Source organism: Streptococcus parasanguinis, from assembly GCF_001073155.1.
In the GTDB taxonomy this organism is placed as follows: domain Bacteria; phylum Bacillota; class Bacilli; order Lactobacillales; family Streptococcaceae; genus Streptococcus; species Streptococcus parasanguinis_D.
On record NZ_JVEE01000012.1, the window covers coordinates 1 to 18,835 of the forward strand.

Consider the following 18,835-nt stretch of genomic DNA (forward strand, 5'->3'; position numbering starts at 1 on the left):
CTCACGGCGGAAAGTTTCGGTATATTCTTTATGAAATTCATAAGTTAGAACTTATTTTGATTTCTTGACAAAATCGCGTAACCTATCTTACTTATAATTTATTTATATATATTCTAAAGGGAGTTGGGCTCCCTTTTCATTTTACAGTGAAGATGATATAATCATACGAGTGAAATCAATGAAAGAGAGTCAAGCATGAGTATTTTAGAAGTGAAAAATTTGAGTCACGGTTTTGGGGACCGTGCGATTTTTGAGGATGTGTCCTTCCGTTTGTTAAAGGGAGAGCATATCGGTCTGGTCGGGGCCAATGGTGAAGGAAAATCGACCTTCATGAGTATCGTGACCGGTAAGATGCAGCCAGACGAAGGAAAGGTCGAGTGGTCTAAGTATGTGACTGCTGGTTACCTGGACCAACACGCTGTCCTAAAAGAAGGACAAACGGTGCGCGATGTCTTGCGGACAGCTTTTGACGAGTTGTTCACAGCAGAAGCTCGGATCAATGACCTCTATATGGCCATGGCAGAAGACGGAGCTGATGTCGATGCTCTCATGGAAGAGGTCGGAGAACTTCAAGAGCGTCTAGAAAGTCGTGATTTTTATACCTTGGATGCCAAAATCGATGAAGTGGCGCGTGCTCTTGGGGTCATGGATTTTGGGATGGAGACGGATGTGACCTCCTTGTCAGGTGGGCAACGGACCAAGGTCCTCTTGGCCAAACTCCTCCTTGAAAAACCTGATATCTTGCTATTAGATGAGCCGACCAACTACTTGGATGCAGAGCACATCGATTGGCTCAAGCGCTATTTGCAAAATTATGAAAATGCCTTTGTCCTCATTTCCCATGATATTCCATTCTTGAACGATGTGATTAATATCGTCTACCATGTGGAAAATCAGCAGTTAACCCGCTATTCTGGAGACTACTACCAATTCCTTGAAGTCTATGAAATGAAGAAGTCGCAATTAGAAGCGGCTTATGAGCGTCAGCAAAAAGAAATTGCTGATTTGAAAGATTTCGTAGCCCGCAATAAGGCGCGTGTGGCGACACGGAATATGGCCATGTCTCGTCAGAAGAAGCTTGACAAGATGGAACTCATTGAGTTGCAAAGTGAGAAACCAAAGCCATCCTTTGAATTTAAAAATGCCCGTACTCCGGGACGTTTTATCTTCCAGGCTAAGGATCTCCAGATTGGGTATGATCGTCCTTTGACCAAGCCTTTGAACTTAACCTTCGAGCGCAATCAAAAGGTAGCCATCATCGGTGCCAACGGGATCGGGAAAACCACTCTTTTGAAGAGCTTGCTAGGAATCATCCCACCGATTGCTGGTGAAGTAGAGCGGGGAGATTACCTAGAACTTGGTTACTTCGAGCAAGAGGTCGAAGGGGGCAATCGCCAGACACCGCTTGAAGCAGTCTGGAATGCCTTTCCGGCTCTCAACCAAGCAGAAGTTCGTGCCGCCCTTGCCCGCTGTGGCTTGACCACCAAACATATCGAGAGCCAAATCCAGGTGTTATCCGGTGGAGAGCAAGCCAAAGTACGCTTCTGTCTCCTCATGAACCGTGAAAACAATGTCTTGGTACTAGACGAACCAACCAACCACTTGGATGTGGATGCCAAAGATGAATTGAAACGAGCCCTAAAAGAATACAAGGGATCGATTCTCATGGTTTGCCACGAGCCAGACTTCTATGAAGGCTGGATGGACCAAATCTGGGACTTTAATGAATTGACGTAAAGACAAACAGAGAACCGCATGGTTCTCTTTTCAGATTCTTCTTAGAAACTTTCCTTAGGTGAGTACGGACGTCAGCGAACTTCCATGACTAATTATTGAGCCTAAGGTCTCAATAATTCCGTGTGCCTGAAACAAATCTGTTTCAGGCACTTTTCTCACGGCGGAAAGTTTCAGTAGATGAATGACTTAAATAATTAGAATTCATTTTTTTACCAATGAATCTATTAGCTAATTTTATGTAAAATGTTTATCAATATCTTAAAAAGAGAACCTCTCGGTTCTCTTTTCATTATTTCTTGAAATTGTAGTCTTTTAAGATCTCGATTTTCTCGATCTTGATATCTGTTTTTGGTTTGTCCTTATCGTCAGTTTCGGCAGAGGCGATTTTATCCACCACATCCATGCCATCGATCACTTGGCCAAAGACAGTGTAGTTACCACCATCGAGGGTTGGATTTCCACCATTTTTATAAGCATCGATGATCTTAGCTGGGAAGCGGTCAGTTGGGAGTTTACTTGAAATATCATCCTTATTTTGGTTGATATAGAATTGACTACCATTGGTATTTGGACCGGAATTGGCCATGGCAAGGGCTCCACGAAGGTTGTAAAGGTATGGAGAATACTCATTCTCAAAACCAGTACCTGAATCTTTGGATTTGTCTTTGCCCTTCCAGATAGATTCGCCACCCGTACCGTCTCCTTTAGGATCCCCAGTTTGGATCATAAAGTTGTTAATAACACGGTGGAAAAGCAAGCCATTGTAGTAGCCTTCTTTTGCGTGGGTCAAGAAGTTTTCAACTGCAAGTGGCGCATATTTAGGGAAAAGCTTCACAGTGATATCGCCTTCAGTCGTAGTGATTTTAACCTCTGCTTCGTCTTCAGCCACTTCATTTGAGAGCTGTGGGAAGACAGCATTTTCATTGGTCATGGCATCGTTAAAATCTTTGCGCAGTTGTTCTAATTTCTTTTGTTCTTCTTCAATTTTCTTTTGATCTTTTTCACTAGAGCTAGAAGTTGCTGTCTGCTCTGTCTTTTCTTTGCTTGAACTTGAAGAGTTAGCGTCAGTCTTATTAGATGAACAAGCTGTCAAAGCCAAGCCGGAAAATAATAGTAGTGCGATTAATTTTTTCATATTCTTCCTTTCCAACATAGTTGTCTTTCTCTATTGTACCTTAATTTTGCGATACTTTCAAATCTGGATGAAAATCTCTATTCACTAGAGTTGTTTAAAGATCGACAAGGCTTGATAAATCACTAATTAAGAAGGAAGTTGCGTAGAGATAGAAAATCCGGTATGATGGAAGTTGAACTTTTTTGTTGGGAACCGAGCTGATTCCTTAAAAAACAAATCATGAATGGTGAGGTTACAAATTGGATTATAAAACTCTACGAAAAAACTATAGACTCTATATTCGATCTGCTGGCTTGTTGGCAATGCTTCTCATTATTTGCATTGGGTTCGTGGTCAGAGATACTCTTCTTCAGACTGCTTCGCTCTTATTGGTCCTTGCAGGCTTGTTTTTATTCATCAAATGGCTTAAGAAGAGCTACGCCAACAAGTGCAATACCTTGCTACATGTAGACTTAGATTTAGCTTTTTGGCAACAATACCTTCAGTTGAACAAGAATGTAAAAAAAGCTATTTCACAGATAGATATTAAGCTGACATCGGTTGCCTATTCGTTTATGATGGGAGATTTTGATACTGTTATAAAGGAAGCTAGAGAAGCAATAAGTCAGACGGATTGTCCGCAGAAATATAAGAACTTTTTTGAGAGTTATCTCATGCGATCTACTGTTCTCACAGATCCTGATTTGTCTAGAGAAGAGCTGGAGGCTCAGTTAAATGGATTGACCATCACAGACCCGACTTTAGCTGAAAAAACTAAAAAAGTCTGTCTCGCTCTTTATGATTTAACCATTGCGCACCAAAGCAATGATTATTTCGAAGATTTAAGCAATGACTTCAAGTACCAACAGTTGGAAATTATCTACTACCAAGCCTTAAATGCTACTCTTAAAGGTGATCAGCACAGAGCCAATGATCTCTTTCGCAAGTTAGTCTCAGAAGATGAGTCGCTCTATATCGTTCGAAAGGCGCAACAATACTTGAAGGATGAGGACAGGTATCTGTAAATCCTCCAATCGAAATTGAGATAAATTGAAAGAGCCTGAAAAAACACAAGGAGTTGTTAAAAAATGGATAAGAATTTTAACGAGATGTCGTTTGATGAATTGAAATGTTACCGCAGAGAAGGTCTATGGAGATCTTTGGGCTTATTACTGGTCATTATTTTAGTGATTGTGGGAATGGTCTTGATGGAAGTGAACCATGTTTCTACGTCCAATCAGAATCGTTTTCGGGTGATTGGTTTGACAACGGTCATTGCGCTCTTTGGCTACCTGATGCCTCTGATGGCAGCTAATCGCGTGATGCGAGACCATCCGGATTGGATTAAGAAATCAGGTTTCGGAGCAAAAATTCCCTTGCCTATGGCTTGGCATTTCAAAAGACTTTGCGTCCTTGGAGCGAGTCTACTGGTGATTGGAGTAGGATTTGTCTCACTATACAAACCACAAGTTCCGCAGACAAATTTACAAGATCAAATAGATATCATTCAAATGGATCATGACTTGGAAAGAGAGCAAAAATTCGACCAAGTTCTAGATACCATCACTCCAGATGATAAAAAATCTGAATAAGATCCATTTTACATTAGGCACCTGTCATCAGGAATCTTTCTTGATCGACAGGTTCTTTTTATTTTGTTATGATACAATCAATGATAGATAGGAGAGACTTATGACGACTATTTCAGATGTAATGGAAAAATTTTACGCTGATCACGAGGTGAAACCTTATATTTCACCTGAGAGAGATTTGGAAGCTTGGTTGTTGGATCCAAAGCCTGTTTCCAAAAGAAATATGGAGCTCCTTCACGATGATTTGCTTGCTGGAGATATCATTCTTTTGTGGCGGATCCATTTTGGAACCTTTACGACAGAGACTTGGTTTCCCAAGTATTTTGAATACACCTATGGGATTCATGCTTCAGAACACCTGAAGGCTTTGGTGGACAAGGGCTATGCTTTTATTGAATCCGCTTTTGATTCATTGGACCATATCAATGCGACCATGAAAAAAGCCATTCTCAAAAAGAAGGGAGTCGTGGGTCTGTCCAAGATGAAAGCAGAGGATTTGAATCAAACTTTGGCTGACCATTTTACGGAAGAAGAGTTGGAGCAACAGTTCGCGATTCGAGGCTATCAGTTAACGGACAAAGGAAAGCAAGCGCTGAAAGACTATCAAGCCACCATTGACCGCCACCCCAAGAAAAACATCTAAAACAGTGCCTACTCGGTGCTGTTTTTTACTTTATACTGCAAAATTGAGGAAATGATTTTACTAGAGAACTGGCTTGGAATTGTGATATAATAAAAGTTATGGCAAACAATAATCAATCAAAAAAAACACGGTCGACGAGACGACTGCCCAAAGCAGAATTAGAAAGAAAAAAAGCAATTCATCGCATGATTGTGACCATTCTGATTAGTCTGGTTTTAGTTTTTGCGGCCTTGAAATTGGGAGCAGTAGGGGTCTTGGCCTACAACTTGATCCGACTCTTTGTTGGGAGTTTGGCTTATTTGGCTATTTTAGCGACCTTTTTCTACCTCTACGCCTTTAAATGGCTGGACAAACACGAAGGAGTTATTTCAGGATTTCTAAGCTTCTTTGCTGGGCTTCTCTTGATGTTTCAGGCCTTCTTTGTATCCTCCCTTCATTTAGACAATAATGGAATCAAGGTCACCTTTTCAAGAATCATGGCAGACCTGATTCATCTGCGGGTGGAGAGCTTTGCTGGTGGTGGTATGATCGGTGCCTTTCTTTATGCTCCGATTTCCTTCCTGTTTTCAAATATTGGCTCTTATTTTATTGGCCTTCTCTTTATCGGATTGGGGATCCTCTTGATGAGTCCTTACTCCATCTATGATTTGTTTGAAAAGGGGTCGCAAGCCTTCCACGCTTCTATGGAAAAACGCAAAGAACGTCGCGAGCAGAAATTCCTTGAAAAGGAAGCGAGAGCTGCTGAGGAAGCTGCGGCAGCTGAAAGAGAGCAAGAAGAAGCAAGTGCAGTTCTTCCAACTCCCCTTTCAATGGAAGGGCATCCTGTAGACCCTGAAACGGGAGAGGTGTTGGCGGAGGAGCCGTTCACAGAGTCCTTCCCAGAAGCCGAAATTGTCGCACCAACAACACCAGAGATCTACCTGCCAGATGAAGAATGGCCTGAAGAGCCTGAAGCATACGAAGAGTTTCCGGAAGCCGAAGAATTCGAGGATGATGGGGAAGAAGTTCAAGTGGATTTCACACCTAAGGAACTCCTCCAGTACAAGCTTCCAACCATTGATCTCTTCGCACCTGATAAGCCGAAAAACCAATCCAAAGAGAAAAACATCGTTCGCCAGAACATTCGTATTTTGGAAGAAACCTTTGCAAGCTTCAATATCAAGGCGACAGTGGAGCGGGCAGAAATCGGTCCTTCTGTCACTAAGTATGAGGTCAAGCCAGCTGTCGGTGTGCGGGTCAACCGCATCTCCAATCTAGCAGATGATTTGGCCTTGGCACTAGCAGCCAAGGATGTGCGGATTGAAGCACCGATTCCAGGGAAGTCTCTGGTCGGGATTGAAGTGCCCAACTCAGAGATTGCGACTGTTTCCTTCCGTGAATTGTGGGAGCAGTCCAAAACAGACCCAGCTAAACTCCTTGAGATTCCTCTTGGGAAGGCTGTAGATGGCTCGGCACGAACCTTTGATTTGGCTCGGATGCCCCACCTCTTGGTAGCGGGTTCTACTGGATCTGGTAAGTCAGTAGCGGTCAATGGGATTATTTCGAGTATCTTGATGAAGGCCCGTCCGGACGAAGTCAAGTTTATGATGGTCGATCCTAAGATGGTGGAGCTTTCTGTCTACAATGATATTCCTCACCTTTTGATCCCAGTGGTGACCAACCCACGCAAGGCCAGTCGAGCCCTGCAGAAGGTCGTTGATGAGATGGAAAATCGCTATGAGCTCTTCTCGAAAGTAGGCGCTCGCAATATTGCTGGCTTTAATGCCAAGGTAGCTGAGTACAATGTCCAGTCTGAGATGAAGCAAGTGCCACTTCCTTTGATCGTGGTCATTGTCGACGAGTTGGCAGACTTGATGATGGTCGCAAGTAAAGAAGTGGAAGATGCTATTATTCGACTTGGACAGAAGGCGCGTGCAGCGGGGATCCACATGATCCTTGCGACTCAGCGACCATCGGTTGACGTTATCTCAGGTTTGATCAAGGCTAATGTGCCTTCCCGTGTCGCTTTTGCGGTATCATCTGGAACCGACTCACGGACCATCTTGGATGAAAATGGAGCAGAGAAATTGCTCGGTCGCGGAGACATGCTCTTTAAACCGATTGATGAAAATCATCCAATCCGTTTACAAGGATCCTTTATCTCAGACGACGATGTGGAGCGGATTGTCAATTTTGTCAAAGAGCAGGCAGAAGCCGATTATGATGATGCCTTTGATCCAGGAGAAGTATCCGAGTCAGACTTTGATGGAGGTATGGGTGGCTCAGACGAAGGTGATCCTCTCTTTGAAGAGGCCAAAGCGCTCGTCATCGAGACCCAAAAAGCCAGTGCTTCGATGATCCAGCGCCGCTTATCGGTTGGTTTTAACCGTGCGACTCGCCTCATGGAAGAGTTGGAAGCAGCGGGTGTGATTGGACCAGCTGAAGGGACCAAGCCTCGAAAAGTATTGCAACAATCATAAGGATAGGGAAAAAGGGCATATGCCCCACTCCCTTTTCTTTTTATAGAAAATAGAAAGTAGGACCAGATGAAGTTAGACACGATTCATCATATTGCCATCATTGGACGTGATCGCGACGCTATGTTGCATTTTTATGTGGACCAGTTGGAATTTGCGATTGTCAGTGAGTATGACCGTCCTGAACGCGGAGATATCTTGATCAATCTCCGCCAGGAGGAGCTGACTTTAGAACTCTTTATCAAACCGACGGCCCCAGAACGGCCTAAGCTTCCCTTGCCCGAGCATACGGGACTGCGTCATCTGGCCTTTAAAGTGGACGATGTAGAGACCTATCTAGCTAGATTGGATCAGCTAGGTATTGAGAATACAGGCCTTCGCTATGATGATTTTGATGGCAAGAAGATGGCATTTTTCTTCGATCCAGAAGGATTGCCCTTAGAAATACATGAGTGAGGAAAGCAATGGTTAGATTAGAAGGACTCAGTCAGGAAGAAGTAGCGAAAAAGATCCAAGAGGGCAAGCAAAATAAGGTCACGATTAAGACAGAAAAAAGTATTGGGCAGATCATTCGAGACAATGTCTTTACCTACTTTAATCTGATTTTCCTGGTCTTAGCGGTCTTACTTGTTGCAGTGAAGTCTTGGAACAATCTCTTATTTGTCCCGGTCGTCGTGGTCAACTCCTTGGTAGGAATTGTGCAGGAAGTACGCTCTAGACGGATCTTGCGTCAGATGCAATTTCTACACATGAGTGAGGCGATCGTTCTTCGTGAAGGAAAAGAAGTCACTCTACCTATCGACCAGCTGGTGGAGGGAGATCTAGTTCGTTTTCAAGCTGGAGACCAGATCTATGCGGATGGGGTCTTGCTGGAGGGCGATCTAAAAGTCGATGAGTCGCAATTGACAGGTGAAGCTGATGAGGTCAAAAAAGGAGCACAAGATGCGCTCATGTCAGGTAGTTTTGTGATCGCTGGTCAAGGACTAGCGCGATTGGAAAAAGTTGGGAACGACTCCTATATCAACCAATTGAGCCTGGAAGCTAAGCAAGTCAAGTCTCATGAGGAGTCTGACATGGTCCATGCGGTCAACCGAATCGTGGGGATCATTGGTCTCCTTATCATTCCACTAGGTTCGCTCCTTTTTCTTCGCAGCTATATCAGCCTAGGCGATAGCCTCAAACTCAGTGTGACTTCAACAGTCGGAGCCTTGATCGGGATGATTCCAGAAGGCTTGTATCTCTTGATGACCTTGGCACTGGCTCTGGGCGCTGTCAGATTAGCCAAGGAAAAGGTCCTGCTCAATAGCATGAAGGGGATTGAGACCTTATCGCGCGTGGATGTCCTTTGTGTCGATAAGACGGGGACCATTACAGAGCCGGGTATGGAAGTGACAGAGATTCGTCCAGTTAAAGACGCTCAAGACTTGGAAGCTCTAGCTCAGTATGTAGAAGCTAGTATGGATCAAAACGATACCATGGATGCCATCCGAAAATTTCATAAGACACAAATAAGCCAGCCTTGGGAGGCTCTCGACATTCAGCCCTTTACGTCTAAGAAAAAGTATGGGGCCATTACCTTTGAATCGGGGAGCTATGTATTAGGTGCACCAGAATTTGTCTTACGAGAAGGCTTCTCTGAGGTTGAAGAGGAGATTGCGCCTGCTACTCAGGCAGGCAATCGGGTCTTGGCCTTTGGAAAATATCGAGGAGATCACCTGGGAGAGACTTTAGAGGCTCCTGTAGACTTGGTGGCCTGGATTATTCTCTCCAATCCTTTGAGAAAAAATGCCAAGGCAACCTTCGCCTACTTTAAAGAACAAGGAGTGACCATTAAGGTCATTTCAGGGGACAACCCAGCTACGGTCTCAGCTATTGCACAAAAAGCAGGCATTGAAGGAGCAGAAGATCTAATCGATGCCAGAACCCTACTGACGGAAGAAGACTTGCACCAAGCTGCGAGCCAATATACGGTCTTTGGTCGAGTGACACCAGAGCAAAAGAAAAGCCTTGTTGGAGGCTTGCAGGCAAAGGGGCATAAAGTAGCTATGACCGGAGATGGCGTCAACGATATTCTGGCCCTCAAAACAGCGGATTGTAGTATTGCGATGGAATCTGGAAATGATGCGACCAAAAAGATGGCACAAGTGGTCTTACTGGATTCCGACTTTGGAAAGATGCCGTCCATCGTGGCAGAAGGTCGGCGAGTGGTCAATAATATTCAACGATCAGCCAGTCTCTTTTTGATCAAGAATATCTTTTCTATTTTGTTGGCTATCTCAGTGACGCTCTTAGCCTTTACCTATCCCATCATGCCGTCGCAGATGTCTTTGATCAGTGGTTTTACGATTGGGATTCCAGGATTCTTCCTAGCGCTTGAGCCCAATAGCGAGCGCATCAAAGGGCGCTTTATCGAAACGGTCTTTAAAAATGCGCTACCTGCTGCCTTGACGGATTTTATATTGATCTTTAGTTTGGTATTGCTCTCTTCGACATTAGGCATGAGGTCCGAAGAACTCTCAAGTGCAGCCATCTGCTTGATGGCCTTCGTTGGATTTACCATCATCTACCAAGAATCCCAGCCTCTCAATCACTACAAGAGACTGGTTCTTTTAGGAAATATCCTGGCCTTCTTGGTTTCAAGTAGTATCCTAGGGAAATTCTTCAATATGAGCCCCTTGAGGCTTCAAACACTGGTTATCTGCGCTATCATGGCCGTTATAGCTCTCGTCTTGATTCAAGTCTTCAAGAAGTTGGTGGGCTGGTTCTTTCATCGGAAGAAATAAAAGAAAAGGCAACTCTTAAAGATAGAGTTGTCTCAGATTGAAGAAAAAGATAATTTGGAAACTTTCCTTAGGTGAGTACGGACGTCAGCGAACTTCAACGAAGTTCCATGACTTAGTTTTGAACCTAAAGTTTCAAAACTCCCGAGTGCTAGAAACAATCGTGTTTCTAGCACTTTTCTCACGTCGGAAAGTTTCAGTAAATATTTGGAGAATTTAAACTTAAAATGACTTCAGTCTATGCAGTATCATCAGGGTTATTTATAAAAAAGACAACTCTAAAGATAGAGTTGTCTTTTGGCATTAGATAAACAAACTAACGGTTAGGATCAGATAGAGCAAGAAGGTGATCAGAAATCCAGCGCGCCAGAAGTATTTGATAAATTTCGGATAATAAAAACTCTTTTTCTTTTTTAAGAAATAAATCGTTAGCCCCAAGGCCAAAAGCGAAAGGCTCAAGGCTAGCAGTGGTAAGAGGCTGTGGTAAAAGGCACTGTCTGAGATCAGGTAGTACTCCAATGCAAATAAAGGAAAGGCAATATCGGTGGATCGCCATCCTCTTTTTTGGAGTTTAAAGAGGTGAACAATGATACCGCTCAGAATCAGCGTTAAAAAAATAAATAATACAGAAGCAACTTTGATTAACATAGCTTCATTCTATCATAAAACGAAAAAAAAGTTTACTATATTTTAATTTTTTCTTGCAAAAAAAGAGAAATCGTGTATAATAGAAAGGTATGCACAAAGCATACTTGTGGGAGGTAAAAATCTGTAATTACCGCCAAAACCACAAAGGAGGATTTAAGAAATGGCTAAAAAAGTCGAAAAACTTGTAAAATTGCAAATCCCTGCTGGTAAAGCTACTCCAGCTCCACCGGTTGGTCCAGCGCTTGGTCAAGCAGGTATCAACATCATGGGATTCACTAAAGAGTTTAACGCTCGTACAGCTGATCAAGCTGGCATGATCATCCCAGTTGTTATCACTGTTTATGAAGACAAATCATTCGATTTCGTTACAAAAACACCACCAGCTGCTGTTCTTTTGAAAAAAGCTGCCGGTGTTGAAAAAGGTTCAGGTACACCGAACAAAACGAAAGTTGCAACTGTAACTCGTGCACAAGTACAACAAATCGCTGAAACTAAGATGCCAGATTTGAACGCTGCAAACATTGAGTCTGCAATGCGTATGATCGAAGGTACTGCTCGTTCTATGGGATTCACTGTTACTGACTAATTGTAACAATCCTATTTGCCCGCAATACACTTGATCAAATGACGAGTGACGTGGGAGATGAAAATCGATATGACCACATTACAAGGAGAAAGATAAAATGGCTAAAAAAAGCAAACAACTTCGTGCTGCTCTTGAAAAAATCGACAGCACAAAAGTATACAGCGTAGAAGAAGCTGTAGCTCTTGCAAAAGAAACAAACTTTGCAAAATTTGACGCAACTGTAGAAGTTGCTTACAACTTGAACATCGACGTGAAAAAAGCTGACCAACAAATCCGTGGTGCAATGGTATTGCCAAACGGAACTGGTAAAACAGCTCGCGTACTTGTATTTGCACGTGGTGCAAAAGCTGAAGAAGCAAAAGCTGCTGGTGCAGATTTCGTAGGTGAAGATGACCTTGTTGCGAAAATCAACGATGGTTGGTTGGACTTCGACGTTGTTATCGCTACACCTGATATGATGGCTCTTGTTGGACGTCTTGGACGTGTCCTTGGACCACGTAACTTGATGCCAAACCCTAAAACTGGTACAGTAACAATGGATGTTGCGAAAGCAGTTGAAGAGTCTAAAGGTGGTAAAATCACTTACCGTGCTGATAAAGCAGGTATCGTTCAAGCGATCATCGGTAAAGTTTCATTCGATGATACTAAATTGGTTGAAAACTTTAAAGCTTTCAACGACACAATCCAAAAAGCAAAACCAGCTACAGCTAAAGGTACTTATGTAACTAGCTTGACTTTGACTACAACTCAAGGTCCTGGTATCAAAGTGGATGTTAACTCACTTTAATTGAAATGAAAAGCTGCCTTCGGGTAGCTTTTTTTGTACTCCATTTTTATTTGCTACAGTTGGTAAAACTAATCGGATGGAAAAAAGAAAATTTTGATGGATATGACTATATAAAAAACGTAATTTATGGTAAAATAATACAGATCAAAAAAGGAGAGAGAAAATGGTAGAACCTAAGTATAAACGTATCTTAATCAAGCTATCTGGTGAAGCCCTTGCTGGCGAACGTGGTGTCGGAATCGATATCAAAACTGTCCAAAATATGGCCCAGGAAATCAAGGAAGTTCATGAACTTGGAATTGAAATTGCCTTGGTGATTGGAGGGGGAAACCTTTGGCGTGGAGAACCTGCTGCTGAAGCAGGGATGGATCGTGTCCAAGCAGACTACACAGGTATGCTCGGTACTGTCATGAACGCTCTTGTGATGGCTGATTCGCTTCAACAAGTTGGCGTGGATACACGTGTTCAAACAGCGATTGCCATGCAACAAGTCGCAGAACCATATATCCGTGGTCGTGCCCTTCGTCACCTTGAAAAAGATCGGATCGTGATCTTTGGTGCAGGGATCGGTTCTCCTTACTTTTCAACAGATACGACCGCAGCCCTTCGTGCAGCTGAGATTGAAGCAGATGCCATTCTTATGGCCAAAAATGGGGTCGATGGTGTTTATAATGCCGATCCGAAAAAAGATGCTTCAGCTGTGAAATTTGAGGAATTGACTCACCGTGATGTGATCAACAAAGGTCTTCGCATCATGGACTCAACAGCCTCTACTCTCTCCATGGACAACGACATTGACTTGGTTGTCTTTAATATGAATGAACCAGGCAATATCAAACGCGTTGTCTTTGGTGAAAATATCGGTACAACCGTATCGAATAACGTAGAAAAATAATAGAAAATAGAGGAAGATTATGGCAAACCCAATCGTAGAAAAAGCAAAAGAAAGAATGACCCAGTCTCACCAAAGTTTGGGACGTGAATTTGGTAGCATCCGTGCTGGACGTGCAAATGCAAGTCTTTTGGATCGTATTTTCGTAGAATACTACGGTGTAGAGACACCATTGAACCAATTGGCATCTATCACCATTCCAGAAGCGCGTGTCTTGTTGATCACACCATTTGATAAATCATCTTTGAAAGACATCGAGCACAGCATCAATGCTTCTGACCTTGGTATCACTCCAGCCAACGATGGATCTGTTATCCGCTTGGTTATCCCAGCTTTGACAGAAGAAACTCGTCGTGACTTGGCAAAAGAAGTGAAAAAAGTGGGTGAAAATGCTAAAGTAGCGATCCGTAACATCCGTCGTGATGCTATGGATGAAGCGAAGAAACAAGAAAAAGCAAAAGAAATCACAGAAGATGAATTGAAAGGTCTTGAAAAAGAGATCCAAAAAGTTACGGATGACGCTGTCAAACATGTGGATGAAATGACAGCTCACAAAGAAAAAGAATTGATGGAAGTTTAATCCATCCCAACCATTACAGGAAAGAAAGACTCAGTTGGCACTGCTGGCTGGGTTTTATTTCCATTATTCTTGTGAAGAGGCAAGAGGAAAGAAGGAAACATGAATACGAATCTAGCAAGCTACATCATGGGAATGGTCATCGATGAAAATGATCACTTCTATTTTGTTCAAAAAGATGGCCAGACATACGCACTTGATAAAGCAGAAGGCCCACACAAAGTCGGAGAAAGTGTCAAGGGCTTTGCCTATACGGATATGAAGCAAAAGCTCCGACTCACGACACTTGAAGTCACTGCAACTCAAGAAAGCTTTGGCTGGGGAACGGTTACGGAGGTGCGCAAGGATTTGGGAGTCTTCGTGGATACAGGGCTTCCAGATAAGCAGATTGTTGTCTCACTAGATATCCTACCGGAGATCAAAGATCTATGGCCTAAAAAGGGCGATCGTCTCTATATTCGTTTAGAAGTCGATAAGAAAGATCGGATTTGGGGGATCTTGGCCTACCAGGAAGATTTCCAGCGTTTGGCTCGTCCAGCCTACAACAATATGCAAAACCAAAACTGGCCAGCCATTGTCTACCGCTTGAAATTGTCTGGAACCTTTGTTTACCTTCCAGAGAACAATATGCTGGGCTTTATCCACCCAAGTGAGCGCTATGCAGAACCTCGTTTGGGAGAGGTCTTAAATGCCCGCGTTATTGGTTTTCGTGAGGTGGACCGGACCTTGAATCTATCTTTGAAGCCACGCTCCTTTGAGATGTTGGGAAACGATGCCCAAATGATTTTGACCTATTTGGAAGCCAATGGTGGCTTTATGACCTTGAATGATAAGTCATCTCCAGAAGAGATCAAGGCAACTTTTGGGATTTCAAAAGGCCAGTTCAAAAAGGCTTTGGGTGGTTTGATGAAGGCGAAGAAAATCAAGCAAGACCAGTTTGGAACAGAGTTGATCTAAGAGGAGGCTTATGCGAAAATCGTTTTATACTTGGTTGATGACGGAGCGTAATCCTAAAAGCAATGCTCCTAAGGCCATTCTAGCAGATCTTGCTTTTCACGAGTCTGCTTTTCCCAAGCATACAGATGACTTCGACGAGGTCAGTCGCTATCTAGAAGAGCATGCGAGCTTTTCCTTTAATCTTGGCGATTTTGATGCGATTTGGGAAGAATACCAAGCCCACTAGAGAAGGATAGGTCGAGGATGGTTTTTTCTCGGCCTCTTTGTTATAATAATAGAAAAATACAGGTAGAGAGGTTCTTTATTTGCAAGAACATTCAGTTGAAATTACATTAACGCATCCAGACGATCTCTTTCATTTGTTTGGATCTAACGAACGCCATCTCCGTTTGATGGAGCAAGAATTTGGGGTGACTATTCATGCCCGGACAGAAATCGTCCAAATCATTGGGGAAGAAGAAACCTGCGAGCAAGTTCGTCAAGTCATCCAGGCTCTTTTGGTCCTCGTTAACCGTGGCATGACCATTGGAACGCCGGATGTGGTGACCGCCATTACCATGGTGAGAAATGGGGAATTGGATAAGTTCATCGCTCTCTATGAAGAAGAGATTATCAAGGATAGTTACGGCAAGCCCATTCGAGTTAAAACGCTTGGTCAAAAGATCTATGTCGATAGTGTCAAGAACCATGATGTCACTTTTGGGATTGGACCAGCGGGGACTGGGAAAACCTTCCTAGCAGTGACTTTGGCCGTGACTGCCCTCAAGCGTGGTCAGGTCAAGCGGATCATTTTGACCCGTCCTGCTGTAGAAGCTGGAGAGAGCCTTGGTTTCCTACCAGGGGATCTTAAAGAAAAAGTAGACCCTTATCTACGTCCGGTCTATGATGCTCTTTACCAGATTTTAGGGAAAGACCAAACCACTCGGATGATGGAGCGGGAGATTATCGAGATTGCGCCTTTGGCTTATATGCGGGGGCGGACCTTGGACGATGCCTTTGTCATCCTCGATGAAGCGCAAAATACCACCATCATGCAGATGAAGATGTTTTTGACCCGTCTTGGTTTTAACTCTAAGATGATTGTCAATGGAGATACCAGCCAGATTGACCTTCCTCGAAATGTCAAATCCGGCTTGATTGATGCTCAGGAGAAATTGAAGAACATTTCTCAGATTGACTTTGTGCATTTCTCCGCCAAGGATGTTGTTCGCCATCCTGTAGTAGCAGAAATTATCCGGGCCTACGAACCCATTCCGAATCCAGTCCTCAAAGAAAAACCGGATGTGGAAGAAGAAGCAGAATAAAAAGGCAAAGATCTTCGGATCTTTGCCTTAAATTGACGATAAAATCATCTCCTGGCCTTTCCTTAGGTGAGAACGGACGTCAGCGAACTTCTTCGAAGTTCCATGACTAATAATTGAGCCTAAGGTCTCAATTATTCCGAGTGCTTGAAACTAAATTGTTTCAAGCACTTTTCTCACGGCGTAAAGTCTCTAAAGATGATTTAAAAAACTCAAAACAACTTGTTTTTTCGATGGTAATTCTTTAAATATATGATAGTTTAAACCAATTCATCGATTGGTGTGAAGTCGCGCTCTAAACCAGTAGCAACTGGTTGGCTAGTGATGTGACCTTGGTAAGTGGTGACCCCTTGGCGCAGGCCTTCGTCGAGGGCAATTGCCTTGTGGAAGCCATTGTCAGCTAGGGATTCAACATAAGGAAGGGTCACATTGGTAAGGGCGATGGTAGAGGTACGAGCGACGGCCCCTGGAATATTGGCAACGGCATAGTGGAGCACGCCATGTTTTTCGTAAACTGGCTCCGTATGCGTTGTGACACGGTCTGCTGTTTCAATAACCCCACCTTGGTCCACAGCTACGTCCACGATGACTGAACCGGGACGCATTTGTTTAACCATATCGTCTGTCACTAATTTAGGAGCTTTAGCACCAGGAATCAAGACAGCTCCGATGACAACATCGGCATCACGGACGCTGGCCTCAATATTAAATGGGTTGGACATAAGGGTTTGGATTTGATGACCAAAGACATCTTCTAGAACAGCCAAACGTTTGGCGCTGATATCCAAGATGGTGACTTGGGCACCGAGTCCAAGGGCGATCCGAGCTGCGTGAGTTCCAACGACTCCACCACCGATGATAGTGACTTTTCCTTTGGGAACACCTGGCACTCCGCCTAGGAGGACACCAGATCCACCTTCTTGTTTGGTCAGGAAGTGAGCACCGATTTGCACGGCCATCCGTCCAGCCACCTCACTCATTGGCACCAAGAGAGGCAATTGTCCATCAAGGTCACGCACCGTTTCGTAGGCCACCCCTGTTGTTTTAGCTGAGACCATAGCATCCGCTAATTCAGGTGCGGCAGCCATATGCAAGTAAGTGAAGAGCAAGAGGTCTTCGCGAAGGAAGCCATATTCTTCAGCGAGGGGTTCTTTGACTTTGACCACCATTTCAGTGGCCCAAGCTTCTGCTGCAGTCGCAACGATGGTTGCCCCTTGCTTCGTGTAATCTTCATCCGCAAAGCCAGAACCTAGTCCTGCATTTGTTTCCACCAAAACTTGATGACCTTTCCTCACCAAGCTTTGTACGCCTGCAGGTGTCAAACCGACCCGATTTTCGTTGTTTTTAATTTCTTTAGGAATTCCAATGAGCATTCTTGCCTCCTTGCTCAGATTTAGGTGTAAAAAGGCCATTGGTGTGAGATTGCTCTCTTGACTCAATGACCTTTTTACTCCTTATCTGATTGTTTTGATTGATTTTATTGTATAGAAAAGTGGGTTAAAAAGCAAGAAAAATTTGAGCTTGCCTTCCTTTATGTTATTTGCTAAACTAATCCCTAAAGAAGGAGTGTCAAATGGAAAATTTATATGTGAAGTTAGCGGCTTATCGTGAAGTGGAAACAGAGCGTTTGCACTTGCGTCCGGTCACTCTTGAAGATGCACCGGCTATGTTTGAGTATGCTTCTGATGAAACAGTTACGCGCTACACTTTTCCAACTAATCAAAGTCTAGAAGAGACGCGTAATAATATTGCCCTCTTTTACCTAGCGAGCCCACTTGGAAGATGGGGGATCGAGCTCAAAGAGAATGGCAAATTTATCGGGACGATTGATTTACTGGATTTGGATCTTTCTCTGAAGAAGGGGAGTATCGGCTATGTTCTGAATAAAGACTATTGGAACCAGGGTCTTGCGACAGAGGCTACCAAGGCAGTCATTGCCTTGGCTTTTGAACAGTTAGGGATGAACAAGCTCATTGCTGTTCATGATCAGGACAACCCAGCTTCTGGACGGGTGATGGCCAAATCAGGTATGAAATATTCTCACGAGGAGCCCTACGCGATGCTAGACTTGCATGAAGAAGGGAGAATGGTGACGAGAGTTCATTATGTCCTCACGAAGGAAGAATATTTGGCAGAAAAATGAGTCAGGATATTGACAAAAGTCCTATCTCCATGATATAGTAGATAGGTACTGCTGGTTTAGCTCAGTCGGTAGAGCGCATCCATGGTAAGGATGAGGTCGCCGGTTCAATCCCGGCAACTAGCATAGCAGAAGAGAGAAGCTTAGAGAGGATCTAGGCTTCTTTTTTGTGTCTTAAAAGGTTCGAAAAAACTTAATGGCTACTTTAACTGTCATAATAGCTATTGAATTAAAGTTTAACTAACAAGATTTAAGTTTTTTCTATCCGAGCCAACACACAGACCGTATTTGTCAAATTTTTTGGATACAGTACAATAATCCAATTCACAATTTAATTTACCCGAAGTGAGTCTTGAAAATATTGTGACTTATATTTTAAGTAATGAAAGTCATATGAATGTTAATCTTATTAAGCTCAGTTGTTTATTGGACAAAGTAATCTATATTATCAGATTGAGGAAAAGGTCTTCTTAAAAACTTTCCTTAGGTGAGTACGGACGTCAGCGAACTTTTACGAAGTTCCATGACTAATTATTGAGCCTAAAGTCTCAATAATTCCGAGTGAGAGTGGGACAGAAATCGGTAATTCGTTAGAATTTGATTTCGTCGTCCCACCTCCGCACAG

17 protein-coding genes, 1 tRNA gene and 2 pseudogenes are annotated in these 18,835 nt (G+C 43.4%); 17 read left to right on the forward strand and 3 right to left on the reverse strand.

The genetic code is table 11. The features are described 5' to 3' along the window. Window positions 1-195 precede the first annotated feature (195 nt). Window positions 196-1,737 (forward strand): ABC-F family ATP-binding cassette domain-containing protein, encoded by a 1,542-nt coding sequence (locus ADH92_RS00695; RefSeq protein WP_049495978.1) that lies wholly within the window; start codon window positions 196-198, stop codon window positions 1,735-1,737. Between the two features lie 289 nt (window positions 1,738-2,026). Here ADH92_RS00695 and ADH92_RS00700 read toward each other — a convergent pair whose 3' ends face one another. After that, the gene (locus ADH92_RS00700; RefSeq protein ID WP_037608018.1) at window positions 2,027-2,872 is read right to left on the reverse strand and encodes a peptidylprolyl isomerase; all 846 of its coding nucleotides are present in this window, start codon (window positions 2,870-2,872) and stop codon (window positions 2,027-2,029) included. A 302-nt stretch (window positions 2,873-3,174) separates the two neighbouring features. Between ADH92_RS00700 and ADH92_RS00705 the strand changes: the two genes are divergently transcribed. The 7 genes and pseudogenes from ADH92_RS00705 to ADH92_RS00730 all read left to right on the forward strand — a co-directional run bounded on the left by ADH92_RS00705 (window position 3,175) and on the right by ADH92_RS00730 (window position 10,325). After that, window positions 3,175-3,876: a hypothetical protein gene (locus tag ADH92_RS00705; protein WP_080978942.1), complete on the forward strand. Its 702-nt coding sequence runs from the start codon at window positions 3,175-3,177 to the stop codon at window positions 3,874-3,876. A 63-nt stretch (window positions 3,877-3,939) separates the two neighbouring features. Next, window positions 3,940-4,443 (forward strand): hypothetical protein, encoded by a 504-nt coding sequence (locus ADH92_RS00710; RefSeq protein WP_049495986.1) that lies wholly within the window; start codon window positions 3,940-3,942, stop codon window positions 4,441-4,443. Window positions 4,444-4,543: 100 nt separating this feature from the next. Beyond that, window positions 4,544-5,086, forward strand: a complete 543-nt coding sequence (locus ADH92_RS00715; RefSeq protein ID WP_049495989.1) for a hypothetical protein — start codon at window positions 4,544-4,546, stop codon at window positions 5,084-5,086. Between the two features lie 98 nt (window positions 5,087-5,184). Beyond that, window positions 5,185-5,941, forward strand: a pseudogene (locus ADH92_RS11540) (DNA translocase FtsK); the annotation flags it as partial. Between the two features lie 149 nt (window positions 5,942-6,090). After that, a pseudogene (locus ADH92_RS11545) lies at window positions 6,091-7,545 on the forward strand (DNA translocase FtsK); the annotation flags it as partial. A gap of 66 nt (window positions 7,546-7,611) precedes the next feature. After that, window positions 7,612-7,998 (forward strand): SMU1112c/YaeR family gloxylase I-like metalloprotein, encoded by a 387-nt coding sequence (gloA2, locus tag ADH92_RS00725; protein WP_049495991.1) that lies wholly within the window; start codon window positions 7,612-7,614, stop codon window positions 7,996-7,998. A gap of 8 nt (window positions 7,999-8,006) precedes the next feature. Beyond that, a complete protein-coding gene (locus ADH92_RS00730; protein ID WP_049495994.1) occupies window positions 8,007-10,325 on the forward strand; it encodes an HAD-IC family P-type ATPase in 2,319 nt (772 codons plus the stop codon). Window positions 10,326-10,625: 300 nt separating this feature from the next. On the opposite strand, the gene ADH92_RS00735 is transcribed toward ADH92_RS00730, so the two are convergent. Next, window positions 10,626-10,970: a DUF3397 family protein gene (locus ADH92_RS00735; protein WP_049495997.1), complete on the reverse strand. Its 345-nt coding sequence runs from the start codon at window positions 10,968-10,970 to the stop codon at window positions 10,626-10,628. A 160-nt stretch (window positions 10,971-11,130) separates the two neighbouring features. On the opposite strand from ADH92_RS00735, the gene rplK reads away from it, so the two are divergent. From rplK to ADH92_RS00770, 7 genes are all read left to right on the forward strand, one after another. Further along, window positions 11,131-11,556 carry a 50S ribosomal protein L11 gene (rplK, locus tag ADH92_RS00740; protein ID WP_003005369.1) on the forward strand — a complete coding sequence of 142 codons (426 nt, stop codon included), beginning with the start codon at window positions 11,131-11,133 and terminating at the stop codon, window positions 11,554-11,556. A gap of 97 nt (window positions 11,557-11,653) precedes the next feature. Next, a complete protein-coding gene (gene rplA, locus ADH92_RS00745) occupies window positions 11,654-12,343 on the forward strand; it encodes a 50S ribosomal protein L1 (RefSeq protein WP_003005355.1) in 690 nt (229 codons plus the stop codon). Window positions 12,344-12,506: 163 nt separating this feature from the next. Further along, window positions 12,507-13,238, forward strand: coding sequence for a UMP kinase (gene pyrH, locus ADH92_RS00750; protein ID WP_003005706.1), 732 nt, complete (start codon window positions 12,507-12,509; stop codon window positions 13,236-13,238). Between the two features lie 19 nt (window positions 13,239-13,257). Then, window positions 13,258-13,815 (forward strand): ribosome recycling factor, encoded by a 558-nt coding sequence (gene frr, locus ADH92_RS00755; protein WP_003005165.1) that lies wholly within the window; start codon window positions 13,258-13,260, stop codon window positions 13,813-13,815. A gap of 99 nt (window positions 13,816-13,914) precedes the next feature. After that, window positions 13,915-14,769: an RNA-binding virulence regulatory protein CvfB gene (gene cvfB / locus ADH92_RS00760; RefSeq protein ID WP_049496001.1), complete on the forward strand. Its 855-nt coding sequence runs from the start codon at window positions 13,915-13,917 to the stop codon at window positions 14,767-14,769. 10 nt (window positions 14,770-14,779) lie between these two features. Next, window positions 14,780-14,995 (forward strand): YozE family protein, encoded by a 216-nt coding sequence (locus ADH92_RS00765; RefSeq protein ID WP_003005127.1) that lies wholly within the window; start codon window positions 14,780-14,782, stop codon window positions 14,993-14,995. 79 nt (window positions 14,996-15,074) lie between these two features. Continuing rightward, complete coding sequence (locus tag ADH92_RS00770; protein WP_049496004.1) at window positions 15,075-16,073, forward strand: PhoH family protein; 999 nt, start codon at window positions 15,075-15,077, stop codon at window positions 16,071-16,073. A 257-nt stretch (window positions 16,074-16,330) separates the two neighbouring features. Here the strand turns inward: ADH92_RS00770 and ald are convergent, their stop codons facing one another. Then, a complete protein-coding gene (ald, locus tag ADH92_RS00775) occupies window positions 16,331-17,443 on the reverse strand; it encodes an alanine dehydrogenase (RefSeq protein WP_049496006.1) in 1,113 nt (370 codons plus the stop codon). Window positions 17,444-17,643: 200 nt separating this feature from the next. Between ald and ADH92_RS00780 the strand changes: the two genes are divergently transcribed. Then, window positions 17,644-18,213, forward strand: coding sequence for a GNAT family N-acetyltransferase (locus ADH92_RS00780; RefSeq protein ID WP_049496009.1), 570 nt, complete (start codon window positions 17,644-17,646; stop codon window positions 18,211-18,213). Window positions 18,214-18,263: 50 nt separating this feature from the next. Beyond that, a tRNA-Thr gene (locus ADH92_RS00785) sits at window positions 18,264-18,336 on the forward strand. The last annotated feature ends 499 nt before the right edge of the window (window positions 18,337-18,835 follow it).